Raw genomic sequence first — 20794 nt, forward strand, 5'->3', positions numbered from 1 at the left:
CTTACCAGTCTCTTTTCGCGCCGCCAATCGGCGTTTGCGCCATTTGAGAGCGCAAGCGCGGCAGTGTGGCGGTGGCAGACAACTGAATGTCGCAAGACGGCTTTCGCCCGGTCGAACTCCCACCTATAAGAGCGCCATGCAAAACGAACTCTCTTTTCCTGCCTCACTTGCCGGAGGCGCATGGCCCGAAATGAAACCCGGCTGGGTCTGGCTGGTAGGCGCAGGCCCCGGAGACCCCGGCCTGTTGACGCTGCACGCTGTAAATGCACTGCGCCAGGCAGACGTGATTGTCTATGACGCACTGGTTCAAAAGGTCATCCTGGACTGGGCACGCCCGGATGCCGAGATCATCTATGCCGGCAAACGCGGTGGCAAACCCTCTGCCAACCAGCGCGATATTTCGCTGCAACTGGTGGATCACGCCCGTGCAGGCAAGCGCGTGTTGCGCCTGAAGGGGGGGGATCCGTTTGTCTTCGGGCGTGGCGGCGAAGAAGGACAGACGCTGGTTCAGCACCAGATCCCGATCCGCATCATCCCCGGCATCTCTGCAGGGATTGGCGGTCTTGCCTATGCTGGCATCCCGGTCACCCATCGTGATGTGAACCAGTCGGTTACTTTTGTGACCGGGCATGACCAGTCCGGCAATACGCCCGGTTCTTTGGACTGGGGCGCAATTTCCAAAGGGTCGCAGGTCATCGTGATCTACATGGGCATGAAACATCTGGGGCGGATCCGCTCCGCCCTGATTGCCGCGGGGCGCGAACCGGAAGAACCCGTTGCCATTGTCACCAATGCCACCACGCCAGAGCAGCGCGTGCTGGAAACCACCCTGATCACCTGTGTCGAAGACGCCGAAGCTGGTGGCTTTGGTGCCCCGGCAATCATCTGCGTCGGGCGCGCGACATTGATGCGTCAGGCGCTTGACTGGCAGGCGATCGCAGAGGGCATGGCGCCGCGCAACCCCGACCCGCTTGGGCGGGGGCGCCCGGCTGAGGATCGCTGATATGGCCGCCGCGCAATTGCCCCATCCGCAGGGTGTGATCATTGCCGCCCCCAATTCGGGGTCTGGCAAGACCACGCTTACCCTGGGCATTCTGCGCGCTCTGACCCGTCAGGGGCATCATGTCACCGGGGCGAAATCCGGGCCGGACTACATCGACCCGCGCTTTCACGCCGCTGCCTGCGGGCGGGACTGCCTGAATTTGGACGCATGGGCAATGTCGCCGGACCGGGTGCGGGCATTGGCGGGACAGAGTGGTGATCTGCTGATCATCGAAGGGGCCATGGGGCTGTTTGACGGCGCCCCGCCAGAGGGCAAAGGCGCCACCGCGGACCTTGCCCGCATCCTGAACCTTCCGGTCGTTCTGGTGGTGGATTGCGCACGTATGGCGCAATCACTTGCCCCGCTGATTTCCGGGTTTGCCGCCCATGACCCCGATGTGCGGGTGGCCGGGGTGATTCTCAATCAGGTTGGATCGGCGCGCCACGAGGCAATGCTGCGTGCCGCCATGGCGCGGATCGAACTGCCGGTTCTGGGCGCAGTCTATCGTCAGGATCAGATGGCGCATCCGTCACGCCACCTTGGGCTGGTACAAGCGGGCGAGCACCCGGATCTGCAGGCCTATCTGGACCGGGTTGGCGACGCGGTGAGTGACGCGATCGACCTCGAAGCCCTGACCTCTCTGGCAACCACCCTTCCCAACGCACCAACGGCTGCACGCCTTACCCCTCCGGGCGGCCGCATTGCTGTGGCACATGATCGCGCCTTTGCCTTTGCCTATCCGCATATTCTGGCCGATTGGCGGGCGGGTGGTGCGGCAATCCTGCCATTTTCTCCACTGGCGGATGAAGCCCCGGCAAAAGATGCGGATTTCATTTTCCTGCCCGGGGGCTACCCGGAACTTCATGCAGCCCAACTGGCAGATGCGCAAAGCTTCAAATCTGGTATGCGCGCTGCAACCTGCCCCATCTACGGTGAGTGCGGAGGTTACATGACCCTTGGCCAAACCATTGAAGACAAAGATGGAAATACCCATGAGATGCTTGGCCTCCTGGGACTTGAGACCAGTTTCTCCAAGCGCAAGCTGCACCTGGGGTATCGGCAGGTCAGCACGGATCTCGGGCCCTTTGCCGGGCGCTGGAATGCACATGAGTTCCACTACGCCACCACAATCCGTGCCGAAGGAACCGCCCTGTTCGAGGCCACGGATGCCGAGGGACAAACGCTTATTCCAATGGGGCTCATCCGCGCCAATGTCAGTGGCAGCTTTGCCCATCTGATCGACAAAGCGGATTGATTTTTTGGCGGCAATTTGCTTGGTGCTTGGGGTTGACCCCTTCATGTCAGGCTTATTGACCCATGACCGATATTAATGCCCCTTCCATGGCGGATGACAGCCGCGCCAGGCGAAATGTAACCATTCTGGTGCTGGCCCAGGCCATTCTGGGCGCACAAATGCCGATGATTTTCACCATGGCAGGTCTGGCGGGACAGTCGCTGGCGTCAAACCCCTGTTGGGCAACACTGCCGATCTCACTGATGGTGGCCGGGTCGATGGTTTGGGCCAATCCGATCAGCTGGGTGATGCAGACCTATGGTCGCCGGGTTGGATTTTGGGTTGGCACTGGTGGGGGGTCGCTCGGCGCAGCCATCAGCGCCTACGCATTGATGCAATATGACTTCTCGCTCTTCCTTCTGGGGTCTTTCCTGATGGGCCTGTATCAATCCGCACAGGGTTTTTACCGGTTTGCCGCAGCAGATACCGCCTCACCCGAATTCCGTCCAAAGGCGATTTCCTACGTGATGGCGGGCGGGCTGGCCTCTGCCATTATCGGCCCTCAACTGTTCAACCTGACCAATGACATGCTGGTGGTGCCCTTCCTTGGTGCCTACCTGGCGATCATTGCCATCAACCTTGCGGGCTCCTTTCTTTTCCTTGGCCTCGACATTCCCAAGCCGGAAAAGCCACATGTGGACGCCCCCAAGGGCCGCACCAGGATTGAGCTGCTGCGGGATCCGGTGATTGCCGTGGCCATTATTTGCGGCATGGTTTCATATGCTTTGATGAATCTGGTCATGACCTCTACCCCGCTGGCCGTTGTCGGCTGCGGCTTTGAGACCGACATGGCGGGAAATATCGTCACCGCCCATGTGCTGGCCATGTTTGTGCCCAGCTTCTTCACCGGACATCTGATTGCCCGCTTCGGGGTGCGCGCCGTGATAGCCTCGGGGCTGGTCATCCTCGGGCTGGCAGGGATCGTCGCGCTTCAGGGGGTCGAACTGGAGAACTTCTTCCTTGCCCTGGTCCTGCTTGGGATTGGCTGGAACTTCGGCTTTGTCGGCGCAACCACCATGCTGGCCGGCGCACATAAACCAGAAGAACGCGGGCGGGTGCAGGGGATGAACGACATGATCGTCTTTGGCTGCGTGACGGTGGCCTCGCTCGCCTCTGGCGGGTTGATGAACTGCTCTGGGGGAACCGCCGTGGAAGGCTGGAGTGCTGTGAACATCGCGATGGTGCCGTTTCTGGCACTGGCAGGCGCATCTCTTATCTGGCTGATGCTGCGCCCGAAAGAGGCGTTCGATTGACCGGGCTGCGCCTTTTGGGACGACTAGGGTGACGGGAGACGGGGGGCAAAGGGGCTTTGCCCCCGCTTTCGCACATGGCCTTTCACCTAAAACATCTCGGCACCTGCCCCCGTTTCAGCCAATGGCGCAGGCGGGGTTATGGTGCCACCGGTCTCAGGTTTTCACCCGCGCATTGCGCCCACCACGGCGGCCGGTTGTTACAGCGGGTTCCAGAGCAGCCCGCATGACCGACGTCATCGGATGGTCCGGGGCGTCCGCACCGTAGGTCTCAAGCAACAACGCAATCCGTTCGGCCTGTGGCAGCTCATGTTCGTCAAACAGCGCCCAGTCGAGAAAGATCGACCGGCACTCTTCGGACCGAATCCCGTCGATCCGATAGCTTTCGCGGATCAGACCCCGTTTATCGATGGCGGCAATCAGCTCGCTCATGTCCTCTCCCTCCTCACGCATGGGCCCCTCTCCTCACGCCGAAACCGATCCCGCCACCACCGGCGGATGCGACAGCACCTCTTCGATTGCTTCCGCGGCACGGGCGGCACGGGTTTCAACCTCGCTCACCAGCTCGCCCTCATCCTCGACCCCGGTTTCGCGCAAGAGCAGGTCCTGCCCCCCCTGCCCCAACGCCTGCAGATCCAGCGGACCATCGCTGAGCAATTTGGACGCAGCCTGCAACCGCCACATTAGGTCATGGCTGTCAGCCATGGCTTGCCCTTGGGCGTCAGTGAACCAGCCAATTGCGACCCCCTGCGCGATCTGTTCCCGGGGCGTGCGCGCCACATCCGGGGACAGGAGCGAGGCGGATTGCGCCACCAGTTCCACATCCTGCAGGTGCCCCACCCCCAGCTTGGCCTCAAGCGCCCCACCGCCTTCGCCCTTGGCGGCAGCAATGCGCGCCCGCATATCAATCACATCCTGCACCACTTTCGCCGGATCGCGGTCAAAGCTCAGCACATCTTGGCGAACCGCTTCATAGGCGGCCGCAACATCGGCAGGCCCGGTGACCACCCGCGCGCGGGTCAGTGCCAGATGCTCCCAGGTCCAGGCCTCGTCGCGCTGGTAGGTGCGGAAACTGTCGATGGACGTGGCCACCGGCCCCTGTCGACCGGATGGGCGCAGGCGCATATCGATCTCGTAAAGCTTGCCTTCTGCCATCGGCGCGGAAACTGCGGTGACAAACGCCTGGGTCAAACGGGCGTAATAGGGCTTGGTGGCCAGCGGACGTTTGCCATCCGACATGTCCTGCCCGTCTGCATCGTAAATCACAATCAGATCAAGATCCGACATCGCCGAAAGCGAGCGCGCGCCAAGGCTGCCCATGCCGACAAGCACCGCCCCTTTCCCCGGCGGCGGGCCATGCTTCACTGCAAAATTCGCCACCACCTCGGGCCAGAGCGCCCGGATCACCGCATCGGCAAGGTCGGTATATTGCGCCCCGGCCTCGCGTGCGTGGATCAATCCGCGCAGGAAATGCACGCCGATGCGGAAATGCCATTCCTTCATCCAGCGCCGGGTGGTGTCGAGCTTGACTTCGTAATCCGGCGCCTTTGACAGCCGGTCCTTCAGCATCCCGGTCAGGGCCGCCTCTCCGGGCCAGGGTTCGAAAAACCCGCCTCCGATCACCGCATCCAGCACCTGGGCATTGTGACCAAGATAGGCGGCAAGGGCCGGTGCGGTGGCGGCGATATCGACAATAAGATCCACCAGGGTTGGATTGGCTTCAAACAGCGAAAACAGCTGCACCCCGGCCGGCAATCGGCTGAGAAACCCATCAAACTGGATCATTGCATCATGCGGACGGGGGGCCGCGGCCAAGCGCGCCAACAGATCAGGTTTCAACCGGTTGAAAATCTCGACCGCGCGCGAGGACCGCAGGCAGGAATAGGTTTCCCACCGCGACACGATCTCGGCTTCGCTTTCCTCCAGCTGGGGCACGGATGCGCCCGTGTCATCGGGGGCAAAGAAGCCTTCGGTTACCTCATGCACCTCGGTCAAAGCATCGTGGATACGGGATTTCAATGCCTCGGTATCCCCCTCACCCATCATCCGCGCAAGGCGATCGAACTCCTCGGGGTTTGAGGGGAGTTTATGGGTCTGCGCATCGCGAAACATCTGAACCCGGTGTTCAACCTCGCGATGGAACCGGTAATGGCGGGTCAAAACCTCAGCCGTCTCATCCGGGAGCCAGTTGGCCGCGGCAAGGGCGGCCAGCCCCGGCACGGTCTGGCGAGAGCGCAGGGTTTCATCGCGCCCGCCCGCAATGATCTGGCGGGTCTGGGTGAAAAACTCGATTTCCCGAATGCCACCGCGCCCCAGTTTCATGTCATGACCGGGAAGGGTGATATCACCATGCAGCCCCTTATGGGCCCGGATCCGCAACCGCATGTCATGGGCGTCCTGAATGGCGGCAAAATCCAGATGCTTTCGCCAGACAAAGGGGCTGAGCCGTTTGAGATAGGCTTCGCCTGCGGCCAGATCGCCCCCACAAGGGCGCGCTTTGATATGCGCCGCCCGCTCCCAGGTGCGTCCCAGACTTTCGTAATAGCGCTCTGCCGCCTGCATCGCCACGCAGACCGGCGTGACCGAAGGATCCGGACGCAACCGCAGGTCGGTGCGGAACACATAGCCATCCGCCGTCAGTTCAGACAGCATCGCGCTCATCCGACGGGTGGCCTTCACATGGCTTGCGCGCGCGTCGTGGAAATCGAGATTGTCGAACCGGCTGTCATCAAACAGCATGATCAGGTCAATATCGGACGAGTAATTGAGCTCATGCCCGCCCATCTTTCCCATCGCAAGCGCAACCATACCGCCTGCCGTGGCAATGTCGTCCTCGCTCATGCCCGGCAATTTGCCGCGCCGGATTTCCTGTCCCACCTGAAACTTCATGGCAAGATCGGTCGCGTGCCCGGCAAAATCAGTCAGCGCCCCGGTGACCTGTTCCAGTGTCCACACACCCGCAAGATCTGCCAGCCCGGTGAGCAGGGCCACACGTTGCTTGGCAATTCGCAACGCGCTGCGCAGCGCGCTGTCACTGTCGCCGTCGATCGCCTGCATCGCATCTTCAAAAGCACCCTCAGGGCTCTGCGACAAGGCCGCTCGCAACCAATCCGCCTGTTTTTCCATCAATCCCCGCAAATAGGGCGAACAGCCGGCGGTGCCGGCCAGGACCTCACGCAGCTCGGGGGAGAGATCTTTGAAGTGGTCGGCAATCTCTCCGGCGGGTTCGGTTTCATATGCGATTGGAGAACGCGTGATGCGGGCGGCGAAAGGTTCTGTTGTCATGGGGCAAAATTGCCCCCGCGGCACCGCCGGGTCAACAGCGCAAAGGGGGGCTGCGACATTTCAGTCGCTGTCTTTTTGCATCCTTAGGGGAATGCGTTTCGGGACAAACCTGAAACACATGTATTTTGCGAAACGCCCATGAGATTGATATCTCATACGGCGGCTCGACGTTTCCCGATAGAAGGTTAAAGTCGAAACGCCTGAGGGTGCGAGGAACGAACGAAGGAACAGAGATGTCAAAAAGCCTGAAACGGGTGCGGGCCGCACTGGAAACACATGGGATCGCGGTCGAGATCATGGAAATGGCCGAGAGCACCCGCACCGCCAAAGAGGCAGCCGCCGCGGCGGGCTGCGCGCTGGATCAGATCGTGAAATCCATTATGTTCCGGGGGGAAAACTCCGGGAACCTCATCTTGTTTCTGACTGCGGGCGGCAATCAGGTCTGTGCGGACAAGGCCACCGCCCTGGCGGGAGAACCTCTGGGCAAAGCTGATGCGCGATTGATCCGGGATCAGAGCGGATTTGCAATCGGTGGCGTCTCCCCCGTTGGGCACCTGACCCCCATTCGTGCATTCTGCGACCCTCGTCTGAATGAATTTGACCTTGTCTGGGCCGCCGCAGGCACACCGCGCCATATTTTTGCGGCTCCTCCGGCGGATGTGATCCGCGCAAGCGGGGCAAAACTGGCCTGTTTTACTGTTTAAGCGCGGTACTCGGGCCATTATTTCGCAACAGACAGAATGCAAAGCATCAGTTTATATTTAATGTTTTCAATTAGGTAACTGAAAAATGTAAAAAACATTCACATTTACCCTTGCACCCCCTTCGTAGGCTCCCCACATGCAGTAATGTGAAAGGCATTCACATACACCGAAACAATCCTACGGAGAACCACCATGTCCACCGCCGCCCAATCGCATATCAGCCCCGCCCCGCAAGGCTGGTTTTCGCGCGCCGAGAGCTGGCTGGATCAACGTGGCAAAGGCGCCTGGATCGCTGCCATGGTTGTGTCCTTCATCCTGTTCTGGCCCGTCGGCCTCGCCCTTCTTGCCTATATGATCTGGAGCAAACGCATGTTTTCGAAATCCTGTTCCCATCACCGCCACCACATGTCAGGCGATCAGCATTTCGCCCGTCGGCACGGGTTCCGCAGTTCTGGCAACACCGCCTTTGACGCCTATAAGGCCGAAACCCTGCGCCGGTTGATGGATGAGCAGGAAGCCTTTGAAAACTTCCTCGAACGCCTGCGGGCCGCCAAGGACAAATCGGAGTTCGACCAGTTTATGGACGAGCGCGCCGATGCCACCCGTGATGCGGCCGTAAAGGCAGGTGATGATTTGGCAGATGAGGCAGATACGCTTGACGAACCGGGCAAAAACGAGAAGTAACCCCTTTCCTCCCTTCTCACCTGCCCACCCTGCGCGCCCCGCAACCTGACTTAATGGGGCGCGCTTTTCCTTTGCGTCACAACCCGGTAAAGAAAGAAAATGACCCATACAGATAATGCGCTTTGGGGGCTCCCTGATCCCACCTACCAGCCTGAATATTATGAAAGTGTTGCGCTGAAGCGCCTGATGGCCTGGGGCGTGGACGTGGTTGTGATCTTCACCCTTTCGGTGCTGGCCAGCCTATTGAGTTTCGGGATCGGCTTTTTCCTGTTTGGGCTGGTCTATTTCTCGGTTGGTTTTGTTTACCGGGTCCTCACGATCTCTGGTCGGTCTGCCACTTTGGGCATGCGCCTGATGGCCATCGAACTGCGCACCCATCGCGGAGACCGGTTTGATCCGATGACTGCGATTTTCCACACGCTGGGCTATTATATCTCAATGGCGACATTTCTGTTGCAACTGATCTCTCTGGTGATGATGTTTACCACCCCACGCGGTCAGGGTCTGATCGACATGGTGCTGGGCACAACCGCCCTGAACCGGCAAGCCCGCCAATAGCGCCAAAAACGGGGACAAAACGGCTGTGACAATCAGCCGTTTACCCTTTTCATGCTATGGGGTTGAAGGAACCCGCCTATTGGCGTTACCTTTTTGGAAACCATGATTTACACGGATGACCATGCGCCATTCTCTTCCCCTTGCGCCGCAGTTTTATGTAACTGCGCCCCAGACCTGCCCCTATCTTGAGGATCGGCAGGAGCGCAAACTGTTTACCGCGCTTCAGGGGGAACACGCATCCGAACTGAATGACAGCCTGTCCAAGCAGGGGTTCCGCCGCTCACAAAATGTGCTCTATCGCCCCTCTTGTGCGGAATGTAATGCCTGCCTGTCGGCCCGAATTCGGGTTGAGGATTTCGTTCCGACCAAGAGCCAGAAACGGACCGCACGGAAAAATGCAGCCCTGCAACGGCGGGCCCGCGCACCTTGGGCGACCGAAAACCAGTTTGACCTTTTTCGCACCTATCTCGACAGCCGCCATGCGGATGGGGGCATGGCGGATATGGATGTGTTCGAATTTGCAGCGATGATCGAAGAGACCCCGATCAAGACGCGGGTGATTGAATACCGTTCCCCCAGCGATCAGCGCAAAGGAGACCTGACCGCGGTCTGCCTTACCGATGTGCTCGATGATGGGCTGTCGATGGTGTATTCCTTCTATGATCCGGGCCTGCAGGATCTGTCCCTGGGCACCTACATGATCCTTGATCATATTGAACTGGCCCGCGAAGTGGGTCTTCCCTATGTCTATCTGGGCTATTGGGTGCCTGGCAGCCCGAAAATGGATTACAAGGCCAAATTCTCGTCTCTCGAAGTGTATCGCCACGGAGAGTGGGAACCACTGCAGGATCCGAAAGCCTATGAGGTGGACCAGCATCCGCTCTCTACTGATCCGATTTCAGAGCAGGTTGCGGGGATCCAGCTGCCCAGCCTGCCAAACACGGATCATTAAAGCGTATTGGTTTTCTCCTGAGATGGGAGACGTCCAAGCGCGGCACGAGATACCAATACTGTTGACGCATCGGGATATACGCCGCCCCCCTGCCCCCCGTTTCATGCCGCCCTGCGTGTCCGTCACAAAAGGTCTGCGCAGAATTTTGACCGCACCCAACCAAATTCCACCAGTCGATTTTCATTTATTACCAGACTGAGCAATATTATTTCCAAATAATTCAAAAAAACCGACCCTGCGACATTTTATTCGTCATTTTCGCTGTTGACGCCCCTGCCCCCCCCTCATAATGTCGCGCAAGAAGTCAGTCCCCATCCGGGGATGCTAAGAAAACATGGAACATAGGGACCTTCCCCAATGAACATCCTTCTGGTCGTCGTAGGAACATGGCGCATGGGCCGGTAACGGAACCTGAAGGTAACCCCATGCGCCCCCGAAGATCGGGGGTTTTTTTTTAGCACTTCACAAAATTTGGACGCGTGTAGACGGAGAGTAAGATGACACGTCAAATGACCGGAGCGAAAATGGTGGTTCAAGCCCTTAAGGATCAGGGTGTGGACACGGTATTCGGCTATCCGGGGGGGGCCGTCCTACCTATTTATGACGAGATCTTCCAGCAAAACGACATTCGCCACATCCTTGTGCGCCACGAACAGGGGGCGGTTCATGCGGCCGAAGGCTACGCCCGTTCAACCGGCAAACCGGGTGTTGTGCTGGTGACCTCCGGCCCCGGTGCCACCAACGCGGTGACCGGCCTGACCGATGCGCTTTTGGACTCGATCCCGCTGGTGGTTCTGACCGGCCAGGTGCCGACCTTCATGATTGGCACCGATGGTTTCCAGGAAGCAGACACGGTGGGCATCACCCGTCCCTGCACCAAGCATAACTGGCTGGTGAAAGAGACTGACAAGCTGGCGGACACAATCCATCAGGCGTTCCACGTCGCCAAGTCCGGCCGCCCGGGCCCGACGCTGATCGACATCCCGAAAGACGTGCAGTTTGCCACCGGCACATATACCGCCCCGTCAAAAACCGATATTTCCCATTACGCCCCGCAACTGCGTGGCGATCTTGAGGCGATCACCGCACTGGTTGACCTGATGGAGAGCGCCAAGCGCCCCATTTTCTATACAGGCGGCGGCGTGATCAACTCGGGCACCGCGGCCTGTCAATTGCTGCGTGAACTGGTGGATGCCACCGGTTTCCCGATCACCTCAACCCTGATGGGGCTTGGGGCCTATCCCGCCTCAGGTGAGAAATGGGTCGGGATGCTGGGCATGCATGGTCTTTATGAGGCCAACATGGCCATGCATGACTGCGATCTGATGATCAATATCGGCGCCCGTTTCGACGACCGAATCACCGGGCGCGTGGATGCCTTTTCACCGAAATCGAAAAAGGCGCATGTGGATATCGACCCCAGCTCGATCAACAAGGTGATCCATGTGGATCTGCCGATTGTGGGGGACGTGGGGCATGTGCTTGAAGATATCCTCAAGGTCTGGAAGGCACGTGGCCGCAAGACGGACCGCGAGGCCATCGCCAAATGGTGGGGCCAGATTGACGAATGGAAAGCGCGCAAATGCCTGACCTACAAGCAAAATGACCAGATCATCCAACCGCAATATGCGCTGGAACGTCTGGAAGCCCTGACCAAGGACAAGGACCGTTACGTGGCCACGGAAGTGGGACAGCACCAGATGTGGGCTGCTCAGTTCCTGGGCTTTGAAGATCCGAACCGCTGGCTGACATCCGGCGGGTTGGGCACGATGGGCTATGGCCTGCCGGCAACCGTAGGCGCACAGGTCGCCCATCCGGACAGCCTCGTCATCAACGTGGCGGGGGATGCCTCCTGGCTGATGAATATGCAGGAAATGGGCACGGCCGTGCAGTTCCGCCTGCCAATCAAGCAGTTCATTTTGAACAATGAACGCCTGGGCATGGTGCGCCAGTGGCAGGAGCTTTTGCATGGCGAACGCTATTCGCACAGCTGGTCCGAGAGCCTGCCTGATTTCGTGAAACTGGCAGAGGCCTTTGGCTGCAAGGGCCGTCAGGTGTCGGACCCGGCAGAGCTGGATGACGCCATTCAGGAAATGCTGGACTATGACGGGCCGTTCATTCTGGATGTTCTGGTCGAAAAACACGCCAACTGTTTCCCGATGATCCCGTCGGGGGCCCCGCATAACGACATGTTGATGGGTGAAGCGGAAACCCAGGGTGTTATTGGCGCTGCTGGCGCAACTTTGGTGTAAGGAGACGAAGCAAATGTCTGCACTGAAAATCAAAAAAGGCTCATCGCGCAAATCGGCCTATGATCTGCGGGATCCGCATTCGGAAGTGATCGAGCGTCACACTCTGGCCTGTGTGGTCGACAACGAAGCGGGCGTTCTGGCGCGTGTGATCGGGCTTTTTGCCGGTCGTGGCTACAATATCGAAAGCCTGACCGTGGCAGAGGTGGATCATCAGGGGCACCGCTCGCGCATCACCATTGTCACCACCGGCACCCCCTCGATCATCGAGCAGATCAAGGCCCAGCTGGGGCGGATTGTTCCGGTGCACGAAGTCCACGATCTGACCGTTGAAGGGCCGGCCGTGGAGCGTGAACTTGCCCTGTTCAAGGTGGAAGGCAGCGGGGACAAACGGGTTGAGGCTCTGCGTCTGGCAGATATTTTCCGCGCCAATGTGGTCGACAGCACGCTGAACAGCTTTGTGTTCGAAATCACCGGCACCACGGAAAAAATTGATGCCTTTGCTGAACTGATGCGTCCGCTCGGACTGCTGGAAGTGGCCCGGACCGGGGTTGCTGCGCTGTCTCGCGGAGACAGCTGACACCTACCCTTTGAAGGATGCTCAATACTGGCCTGCACCGATTGGTGTGGGCCATTTTCTTTCAGGAGAGGTCTCTCCAGAGAGGCAAGATACGCGGCTGAACAGGGACGGGCTGCTTTACGCAACAACCCTCAGATGGCCAGCGGCTTGGGGGATCGGGCGCGCACCGCCATCCTGTGGCTCCTGGTTTATTGCCGTGGGGGTGTCCGGTTCAGCCTGATCGCTTACCGGGGCGTCCCCTGCCCCACCCACCTGCTCTGTTTTATCAGCCTCGGCCCGCAGCAGAACCTGCACATCCAACGCTGAAGAGCACGGGCGGTGGCTGAGGATCCGGCATACTTCTCGCATGCCGCCAGCGTCACGAACATCGCAAAGGATCTGATCTCCTGCCTCCAAGTGGTCAAACCCACTTCGAACCAGCGTGTCTGACGTGATACAGGCCAGAGGGCCCTGATCATCACACCATACCAAACCGATCTTCTTGTCCCTCTTGTACCAAAGAACAATACCGTTCATGACCTGCTCCATTCTTTTAGGGTAACTCTATTCACCGGTTACGAGACCCGCCAGCGGAGTTTTGACTTCGGCGCACACAATTTCGGCGTCACAACCCACGAACTTGACGCGAAAGAGCGTCAACTCCACAACAGCCGAGGTGCTTTCCGACTGCCCCTGCCACTTGATCTTGGGTCACGAAGGCCGTTTACGCAAGGGAAAGTAGAGTTAAATTGTCCTTCCGAAAAAGAAAGGACGCCCGCAGGCGCCCAGTTTCGCTGATAAGGCTCGTCGTTCACTGCCCGTCGTATTTATTGCCTGCGGCCTTATCCGCGTCGAGGGCGAGCGCACCCGCCCCGCGTGAGGATGGGGGGCAAAACCGCCCACCCTATCCCTTGCGCCCATCCCAAAGAAGGGGAATTAAGGCGCAAATTCAATCAGCTACACCCAGAAGTTCCCCCGCAAGTGTTGCATTTCATACAGGTGCCATTGCGCACCAGCGTGTAATTCCCGCATTCGCCACAGGGATCCCCCTCATAGCCCTGCATCTTTGCCTTGGTCCGCTGGTCCATCGACATGACCATACCCGACGCATCGGCTGCATCGCTTGTCGAAACAGTCGAAATGTCCGTTGAGGGCGCACGATCCAGCGCAGTTTCCGGGACCAGAGTTTCGAGTGCCACCACCGGATCGGTTCCGTTCAACGAAACATCCTGCCCCCCCTGCAGCACCACCAGCTCTTGCGGCAGCCGTTTGCGCAGATATCCGGTAGAGCTGATTTGTTTCAGCACTTCCAGGGATTTGGAGGCCGCGCTCTCGGACATTTCCTGAACATTGGAGACACCCTCTTCCTGCCCACGGCCCAAATCGTCGAAACTGGCGCCTGACGGTTTTACATGGGCCAGATCAGTGCGATCGAGATAGGACACTGCCAGTTCGCGGAAGATGTAATCGAGGATCGAGGTGGCATTCTTGATCGAGTCATTGCCCTGCACCATCCCCGCCGGTTCAAATTTGGTGAAGGTGAACGCGTCCACGAATTCTTCCAGCGGCACACCATATTGCAGACCAACCGACACGGCGATCGCGAAGTTGTTCATCATCGCCCGGAAGCCTGCGCCTTCCTTATGCATGTCGATGAAAATCTCACCCAGATTGCCATCTTCGTATTCACCCGTGCGCAGATAGACCTTGTGGCCACCGACAATCGCCTTCTGGGTATAGCCCTTACGCCGTTCCGGCAGTTTCTCACGGCCGCGCGCCACCTCTTTGATCACCACTTTCTCGATGATCTTTTCAGCCAGAACCACCGCTTTTTCCTGCGGGGTGCCCGAGGTCAGAACCTCCTCTGCCTCCTCGTCATCTTCGACCAGCGACGCGGCCAGAGGTTGGGACAGTTTCGATCCGTCGCGATAAAGCGCATTGGCCTTGATACCAAGCGACCAGCTTAGCTCATAAGCTTTCTGACAGTCCTCGATCGTGGCGTCATTGGGCATGTTGATCGTTTTGGAAATGGCGCCCGAAATGAAGGACTGCGCCGCGGCCATCATGTGGATGTGGCTGTCAACGCTCAGGAAACGCTTGCCTTTTTTACCACAGGGATTGGCGCAGTCGAAAATGGCATAATGCTCTTTCTTCAGGAATGGCGCTCCTTCAAGCGTCATCGTCCCGCAGACGTGATCATTCGCCGCCTCGATGTCCTGACGGGTAAAGCCCAGATGGGAAAGCAGGCTGAACCCGGGATCATTCAGCTTTTCTTCCGGGATGCCCAGCACATTGGTGCAGAACTCCTCACCAAGGGTCCATTGGTTGAACACGAAACGAATGTCGAAAGCGGAGGGCAGCGCCGCCTCGATCTTTTCGATCTCGTTTGCGCCGAACCCATGCCCGATCAGCGTGGTGTGGTTGATCGCCGGGCCATTGCCCAGGGTGCCATGCCCCACCGCATAAGACACGATCTCCTCGATCTGTGCCGAAGAATAGCCCAGTTTTTCGAGGGCCGCGGGCACCGAGCGGTTGATGATCTTGAAATACCCGCCCCCGGCAAGCTTTTTGAACTTCACCAGCGCGAAATCCGGCTCAATCCCGGTGGTGTCGCAATCCATCACAAGGCCAATTGTGCCGGTGGGCGCAATGACCGAAACCTGCGCATTGCGGAACCCGTGTTTTTCGCCAAGAAGCAGCGCTTCGTCCCAAGACCCCATCGCCAGCTCAACCAGACGGGCATCGGGACAGTTGGCGTGATCCAGTGGCACGGGAAGAACCTCAAGCTGCTCATACCCATCCGACGCGCCATAGGACGCGGTGCGGTGGTTGCGGATCACCTTGAGCATGTGTTCGCGATTGCGGGCGTAACCGTCAAATGCCCCCAGCTCTCCCGCCATTTCAGCCGAAGTGGCATAGGCGACGCCGGTCATGATCGCGGTCAGCGCCCCACACAGGGCACGCCCCTCAACCGAGTCGTAGCCAAGCCCCATATTCATCAGCAGGCCACCGATATTGGCATAGCCCAACCCGAGTGTGCGGAAATCATGGCTAAGCTGCGCAATCTCTTTCGACGGGAACTGCGCCATCATCACCGAGATTTCCAGCGTCACGGTCCAAAGCCGGGTCGCATGCATGTAATCCTCAGCCTGAAACACACCGTCCTTCAGGAAGGTCAGCAGGTTCATCGACGCGAGGTTACAGGCGGTGTCATCAAGGAACATATATTCCGAACACGGGTTTGAGCCGCGAATCTCGCCATCTTCCGGGCAGGTGTGCCAGGCGTTGACCGTATCATGATACTGAATGCCGGGATCGGCACAGGCCCAGGCGGCGTGACCGATCTGATCCCAGAGATCGCGGGCGGAAATGGTCTTGGCAACGGCGCCATCGGTCCGGCGGATCAGCTCCCAGTCCGCATCATTTTCAACCGCTTTCAGGAAGGCATCGGTTACCCGGACCGAGTTGTTGGAGTTCTGCCCCGAGACGGTGGCATAGGCCTCGCTATCCCAATCGGTGTCATAGGTCGGGAACTCAATCGCGGCAAAGCCCTGCTTGGCGTAATCCAACACGCGCTTTACGTAAGTTTCTGGGATCGCAACCTTTTTCGCGGCCCGCACAGCGCCCTTCAGGCTTTCGTTGATCTTCGGATCATAGGCGTCTTCTTCCGCCCCGTCCCAGGCGCGGATCGCGGCGAAAATGTCGTTCAGATGCGCTTCGTGCATCTTCGAGCCCGCGACCAGCGAGGCCACTTTCTGCTCTTCCTTGACCTTCCAGTTGATATATTCCTCGATATCCGGGTGGTCGGCGTCAACAATCACCATTTTGGCGGCGCGCCGGGTGGTGCCACCGGATTTGATCGCCCCGGCAGCCCGATCCCCGATCTTGAGGAACCCCATCAGGCCGGAGCTTTTACCGCCGCCAGACAGGGCTTCGTTTTCGGCGCGCAGGCTGGAAAAATTCGTGCCGGTGCCTGATCCGTATTTGAACAGGCGCGCCTCGCGCACCCACAGATCCATGATCCCGCCATTCCCCACCAGATCATCGCCAACGGATTGGATGAAACAGGCATGGGGTTGCGGATGCTCATATGCGCTGGTCGAACGGGTCAGTTTCTTTGTCGCATGATCGACATAGTGATGCCCCTGGCTTGGCCCATCAATCCCATAGGCCCAGTGCAGACCCGTGTTGAACCATTGGGGCGAGTTCGGGGCGGCCCGCTGGCTTGCAAGCATGTGGCGCATTTCGTCAAAATACGCGCGCGCATCCTCTTCTGACGTGAAATACCCGCCCTTCCAGCCCCAGTAGGCCCAAGCCCCGGCCAGCCGGTCAAAAACCTGTTTGGCTGAGGTTTCGCCACCAAACCGCGCCTCTTGCGGCAGTTCATCCATGGCTTTTTCATCCGGAACAGAGCGCCAGAGGAAGGATGGAACCCCCTTTTCCTTCACCCGTTTCGACACCGCCGGAACACCTGCTTTGCGGAAATATTTCTGCGCAATCACATCCGAGGCAACCTGGCTCCAGGAGGCGGGAACTTCGCAGTTTTCAAGCTGGAACACGATACTTCCATCAGGGTTTCGGATCTCGGATGAAGTGGTGGTGAAATCCAGGTCAGCATAGGCATCCGCCCCGGCTTTGGTGAATTTGCGCTCAATCTTCATCTTGCCCTGTCATCCTTATGCATGCGGTATGGCCATTGGCCACTCTGTCCCAAAAATCTTCGACATCGCCAGCCCATGGTAGAAACGGGATCTTTCATGCGCATTGTGTCAACGCCAAGACCGCCAAAGCAGCCCTCATGCACTATGCCAACTGTCCCACCGCCACCAGGCCACCATATCTTGTGGCCATGTGATCGACCCCCACAACGTGGCGTAGGAGGACATGAGACGTCAATGATATTTTAAGATATATCCACAGCTCTTTTCCATTGACCCAACATGGCAGTTTTGCCGTTGGGAATTAACCTTTTGATTCCCTTAAAACACAACCACCGCGTGTAGCCTTGTTTTCCTGATAATTCGGTTGGTTTGTCCGCTCTTCTCCCGACACGGTCACCCACGTCGGTGATGCGCCCCTCATTTCGGGACCTGTGGAAAACCCTGTGTTGGGATACACAAATCTGAAAACCGGGGGCGCGCTCGACCCAATCCTCCCGCAGGACCAGCCTTCTGGTGAAGACGCCACGTCCTGCGCGTCACACACGACACTTCTGGGCAGTCCAGTAACTTCAACAGATAGAAGGAGAAGATGGTCGGGACGGCAAGATTCGAACTTGCGACCTACGGTACCCAAAACCGTCGCGCTACCAGGCTGCGCTACGCCCCGACAGGAGGACAGATAACGATCTCTTTTGTGTGAGAAAAGCCCTAAACGTCGGAAAAGTGAGAAATCTGGCCAGAAAATTTTCAGGTGACAGCCAGGAGCTTGCGTCACTCGGAACAGGGCCAGGCCGCAAGGCTTTGCACCACGAAGGGAGAGCGCAATTCGCTGCCTTCTGAAATACCGATCTGCCGCGCCAGCCCCCCGTTGATTTCCAGAACATAGCGCACATCCTGCCCCCCGCTGACAGGTGTCAGGTCCCCGGGCTGCACATTTTCATGCACATAGGTGACCCGCCCATCAGAAGAGAGAAAAATCATGTCCAGCGGGATCAGGGTGTTTTTCATCCAAAACGCCACCTGATGCGCGAAGGGATAGACAAACAGCATCCCCTGCCCTTTCGGCAGTTCTTCACGAAACATCAGCCCCTTGGCGCGCTCCCGGTTGGTCTGGGCCACTTCAACGGAAAACCCTGCCTGCCCCCAGACCCCGCGCAGATCCACGCGATCAGCACGACACTCGGCCTGCCCCGGTAAGGCCAGACAGATCAGCAAAACTGAAAGCAAAAACCGCATGGACCAGATCCCTTGTCACCCTGCCCGCATTCAAAACGCAAAGGCAGGACAAGATCAACTGGTTCCGTTCACGGCAGAATCCCAAGCCGATACGACAAGCGCTAGTTTTCCGCGTTTTCCCTGAACCGTACGCAGGCAAATCGCCTCTCCGGGCTGCAGATCTGCCAAACCGGACCGGCGCAGAACCTCGATATGAATGAACACGTCTTCATCCGAGCCAAAGATATTGGCAAAGCCAAACCCTTTGCCCTTGTCAAACCACTTCACGCGGGCAGGCTCAATCGGGCCAGCATTTTCGAGATCAATTTCACCGGTTTGCTCTTCGCTCAGCCCGGTCAGATCGGGTGTTTCCGGCGGCGTTATCGACCGGACGAGAACCGCCTGACGACCACGCTGGGTGTCCTGCACTTCAATCTCAATCCCGGCCCCGTCCGCGACGGAGCTTTGCCCATAATTTCTCAGGACATTGGCGTGAAGCAGAATATCTGCGCCACCCTCATCGGCAATCACAAACCCAAATCCCTTGGTGGGATCAAACCACTTTACATGTCCATGCAGAACCACTGTGTTCTGCACCTCAGACTCGTGCGTCATCTGGTCACCCTAAAAGTTCACATCCCCACCTATAGTTTTGAAACAATTGGTGTGTGCCCGCAAGCCAAAACTACCTGTCCTTTTAGACAGGTTTTGACCGGTAACCCTGCATGAACAACGCAAAAATTTACTTTCTTTTAAGGATTCAAACGGGTCACAACCCAATTCGGATTGCTCTCTTCGCGTGTCCATCGAAAGCGGTCATGCAACCGGAACGCGCCATCTGCCCAGAACTCAATCTCAACCGGGTGAATGCGATATCCGCCCCAGAAAGGCGGACGTTTCGGTGATGGACCATGGGTGGCGGTGACTTTGGCAACCTCAGCCATCAGCGCGGCACGCGATGAAAGCGGCGCGCTTTGGTGCGAGGCCCATGCCCCGAGGCGGCTTTTCAGCGACCGGGAGCTGTAATAAGCATCTGCCTGCGGCCCCTCCTCACGTGTCACCGTGCCGCGCACCCGGATCTGTCGGCGCAGCGATTTCCAGTGCATTACAAACGATGCCTTGCCGGTGGCTTCGATCTCCTGCGCCTTGGCCGAGCCATAATTGGTATAGAAAACGAAAGCGTCATCCTCGATCTCTTTCAACAGCACCATTCGGGAATTCGGCATCCCCTTCGGATCCACCGTGGAAAGCGCAATGGCATTGGGATCGTTCAGCTCGGACGCTTCCGCCTCGATCAGCCAGCTGCGCGCAATTTCAAATGGGTTGTCGCCCGCAAAGATCCCGTCCCGCTCAGACATGTCACTTCCTTTCCGAACCAATCAAACAGACGCCATTAAGGCGCATTTGTCTCGCGATTGTCAGCCTAATGTATCTGGTCTTTCCAACCAGACTTGCAGTAAGATGGGCAATCGCCTAAATGGGCTTAAACCAGAAATGTGGGACGGGGAACAGAGAATGTCGACCGGTTTGATGAATGGCAAGCGCGGCCTGATTATGGGGCTCGCAAATGACAAATCCATTGCATGGGGGATTGCCAAAGCCTGTGCGGATCAGGGTGCAGAGCTTGCCTTTTCCTATCAGGGGGACGCTTTGAAAAAGCGGGTGGCCCCGCTGGCGCAACAGCTTGGGTCGGATATTGTCGAACCCTGCGACGTGTCGGATGCCGCTTCGATTGATGCGCTTTTTGCCACCCTGGAAGAGAAATGGGGCAAGCTGGACTTTATCGTCCATGCCATTGGTTTCTCGGACAAAACTGAACTTCGCGGGCGGTATATCGACACCAGCCCCGAAAACTTCCGCCTGACCATGGATATCTCTGTCTACAGCTTTACGGCCGTGGCCCGCCGTGCGGCGGCGATGATGCCGGATGGCGGTTCGATGCTGACACTGACCTATTACGGCGCCGAACAGGTGATGCCGCATTACAATGTGATGGGTGTTGCCAAAGCCGCGCTTGAGGCCTCGGTCCGCTACATGGCGGAAGACCTGGGCAAGGACAATATCCGTGTGAACTCGATCTCTGCTGGCCCGATCAAGACGCTCGCCGCTTCCGGGATCGGGGATTTCCGCTACATTCTGAAATGGAATGAGCTGAACTCGCCCCTGCGCCGCAATGTGACGATTGAAGATGTCGGCAAGTCCGCGCTGTACCTCCTGTCCGACCTCGGCAGCGGTGTCACCGGTGAAACCCATCACGTGGATGCCGGCTATCACGTTGTCGGCATGAAAGCGGTCGATGCACCGGATATCGATGTGGCCACCGGCCGCAAGTGATTGAAAG

17 protein-coding genes and 1 tRNA gene are annotated in these 20794 nt (G+C 58.3%); 10 read left to right on the plus strand and 8 right to left on the minus strand.

The window, feature by feature from the left end:
• Nucleotides 1-136 precede the first annotated feature (136 nt).
• The 3 genes from cobA to K3J57_RS07460 all read left to right on the plus strand — a co-directional run bounded on the left by cobA (nt 137) and on the right by K3J57_RS07460 (nt 3589).
• Nucleotides 137-1003, plus strand: a complete 867-nt coding sequence (cobA, locus tag K3J57_RS07450) for a uroporphyrinogen-III C-methyltransferase (RefSeq protein WP_259786945.1) — start codon at nt 137-139, stop codon at nt 1001-1003.
• Between the two features lies 1 nt (nt 1004).
• Nucleotides 1005-2297, plus strand: a complete 1293-nt coding sequence (locus tag K3J57_RS07455) for a cobyrinic acid a,c-diamide synthase CobB (RefSeq protein ID WP_259797699.1) — start codon at nt 1005-1007, stop codon at nt 2295-2297.
• Nucleotides 2298-2359: 62 nt separating this feature from the next.
• Nucleotides 2360-3589, plus strand: coding sequence for an MFS transporter (locus K3J57_RS07460; protein ID WP_259794784.1), 1230 nt, complete (start codon nt 2360-2362; stop codon nt 3587-3589).
• Nucleotides 3590-3742: 153 nt separating this feature from the next.
• Here the strand turns inward: K3J57_RS07460 and K3J57_RS07465 are convergent, their stop codons facing one another.
• The gene (locus K3J57_RS07465; protein WP_259786947.1) at nt 3743-4039 is read right to left on the minus strand and encodes a hypothetical protein; all 297 of its coding nucleotides are present in this window, start codon (nt 4037-4039) and stop codon (nt 3743-3745) included.
• 12 nt (nt 4040-4051) lie between these two features.
• On the minus strand, nt 4052-6871 hold the full coding sequence (locus K3J57_RS07470; protein WP_259797701.1) for a bifunctional [glutamine synthetase] adenylyltransferase/[glutamine synthetase]-adenylyl-L-tyrosine phosphorylase: 2820 nt from the start codon (nt 6869-6871) through the stop codon (nt 4052-4054).
• A gap of 233 nt (nt 6872-7104) precedes the next feature.
• Here K3J57_RS07470 and K3J57_RS07475 point away from each other — a divergent pair, with 233 nt between their 5' ends.
• The 6 genes from K3J57_RS07475 (at nt 7105) to ilvN (ending at nt 12598) form a co-directional block, all read left to right on the plus strand.
• Nucleotides 7105-7575, plus strand: coding sequence for a YbaK/EbsC family protein (locus K3J57_RS07475; protein WP_259797702.1), 471 nt, complete (start codon nt 7105-7107; stop codon nt 7573-7575).
• Nucleotides 7576-7767: 192 nt separating this feature from the next.
• Nucleotides 7768-8259: a DUF2852 domain-containing protein gene (locus K3J57_RS07480; RefSeq protein ID WP_173486987.1), complete on the plus strand. Its 492-nt coding sequence runs from the start codon at nt 7768-7770 to the stop codon at nt 8257-8259.
• Nucleotides 8260-8358: 99 nt separating this feature from the next.
• On the plus strand, nt 8359-8817 hold the full coding sequence (locus tag K3J57_RS07485; RefSeq protein WP_259797703.1) for an RDD family protein: 459 nt from the start codon (nt 8359-8361) through the stop codon (nt 8815-8817).
• A 121-nt stretch (nt 8818-8938) separates the two neighbouring features.
• Complete coding sequence (locus K3J57_RS07490; RefSeq protein WP_259794791.1) at nt 8939-9769, plus strand: arginyltransferase; 831 nt, start codon at nt 8939-8941, stop codon at nt 9767-9769.
• A gap of 497 nt (nt 9770-10266) precedes the next feature.
• A complete protein-coding gene (locus tag K3J57_RS07495; RefSeq protein ID WP_173486985.1) occupies nt 10267-12021 on the plus strand; it encodes an acetolactate synthase 3 large subunit in 1755 nt (584 codons plus the stop codon).
• 13 nt (nt 12022-12034) lie between these two features.
• Nucleotides 12035-12598 carry an acetolactate synthase small subunit gene (gene ilvN / locus K3J57_RS07500; protein ID WP_173486984.1) on the plus strand — a complete coding sequence of 188 codons (564 nt, stop codon included), beginning with the start codon at nt 12035-12037 and terminating at the stop codon, nt 12596-12598.
• A 117-nt stretch (nt 12599-12715) separates the two neighbouring features.
• Here the strand turns inward: ilvN and K3J57_RS07505 are convergent, their stop codons facing one another.
• The 6 genes from K3J57_RS07505 to pdxH form a co-directional block, all read right to left on the minus strand.
• Nucleotides 12716-13114 (minus strand): hypothetical protein, encoded by a 399-nt coding sequence (locus K3J57_RS07505; RefSeq protein WP_259794793.1) that lies wholly within the window; start codon nt 13112-13114, stop codon nt 12716-12718.
• 416 nt (nt 13115-13530) lie between these two features.
• The gene (locus K3J57_RS07510; RefSeq protein ID WP_259797704.1) at nt 13531-17238 is read right to left on the minus strand and encodes a vitamin B12-dependent ribonucleotide reductase; all 3708 of its coding nucleotides are present in this window, start codon (nt 17236-17238) and stop codon (nt 13531-13533) included.
• Nucleotides 17239-17828: 590 nt separating this feature from the next.
• A tRNA-Pro gene (locus tag K3J57_RS07515) sits at nt 17829-17905 on the minus strand.
• Between the two features lie 104 nt (nt 17906-18009).
• Complete coding sequence (locus K3J57_RS07520) at nt 18010-18474, minus strand: DUF192 domain-containing protein (protein ID WP_259790379.1); 465 nt, start codon at nt 18472-18474, stop codon at nt 18010-18012.
• A gap of 54 nt (nt 18475-18528) precedes the next feature.
• A complete protein-coding gene (locus K3J57_RS07525) occupies nt 18529-19068 on the minus strand; it encodes a cold-shock protein (RefSeq protein ID WP_259786956.1) in 540 nt (179 codons plus the stop codon).
• Between the two features lie 137 nt (nt 19069-19205).
• On the minus strand, nt 19206-19811 hold the full coding sequence (pdxH, locus tag K3J57_RS07530; protein WP_259790381.1) for a pyridoxamine 5'-phosphate oxidase: 606 nt from the start codon (nt 19809-19811) through the stop codon (nt 19206-19208).
• A 157-nt stretch (nt 19812-19968) separates the two neighbouring features.
• On the opposite strand from pdxH, the gene fabI reads away from it, so the two are divergent.
• Complete coding sequence (fabI, locus tag K3J57_RS07535) at nt 19969-20787, plus strand: enoyl-ACP reductase FabI (RefSeq protein WP_055192550.1); 819 nt, start codon at nt 19969-19971, stop codon at nt 20785-20787.
• Nucleotides 20788-20794 lie beyond the last annotated feature (7 nt).

The sequence above is a fragment of the Aliiroseovarius crassostreae genome (assembly GCF_025137635.1).
GTDB classification, from domain to species: domain Bacteria; phylum Pseudomonadota; class Alphaproteobacteria; order Rhodobacterales; family Rhodobacteraceae; genus Aliiroseovarius; species Aliiroseovarius crassostreae.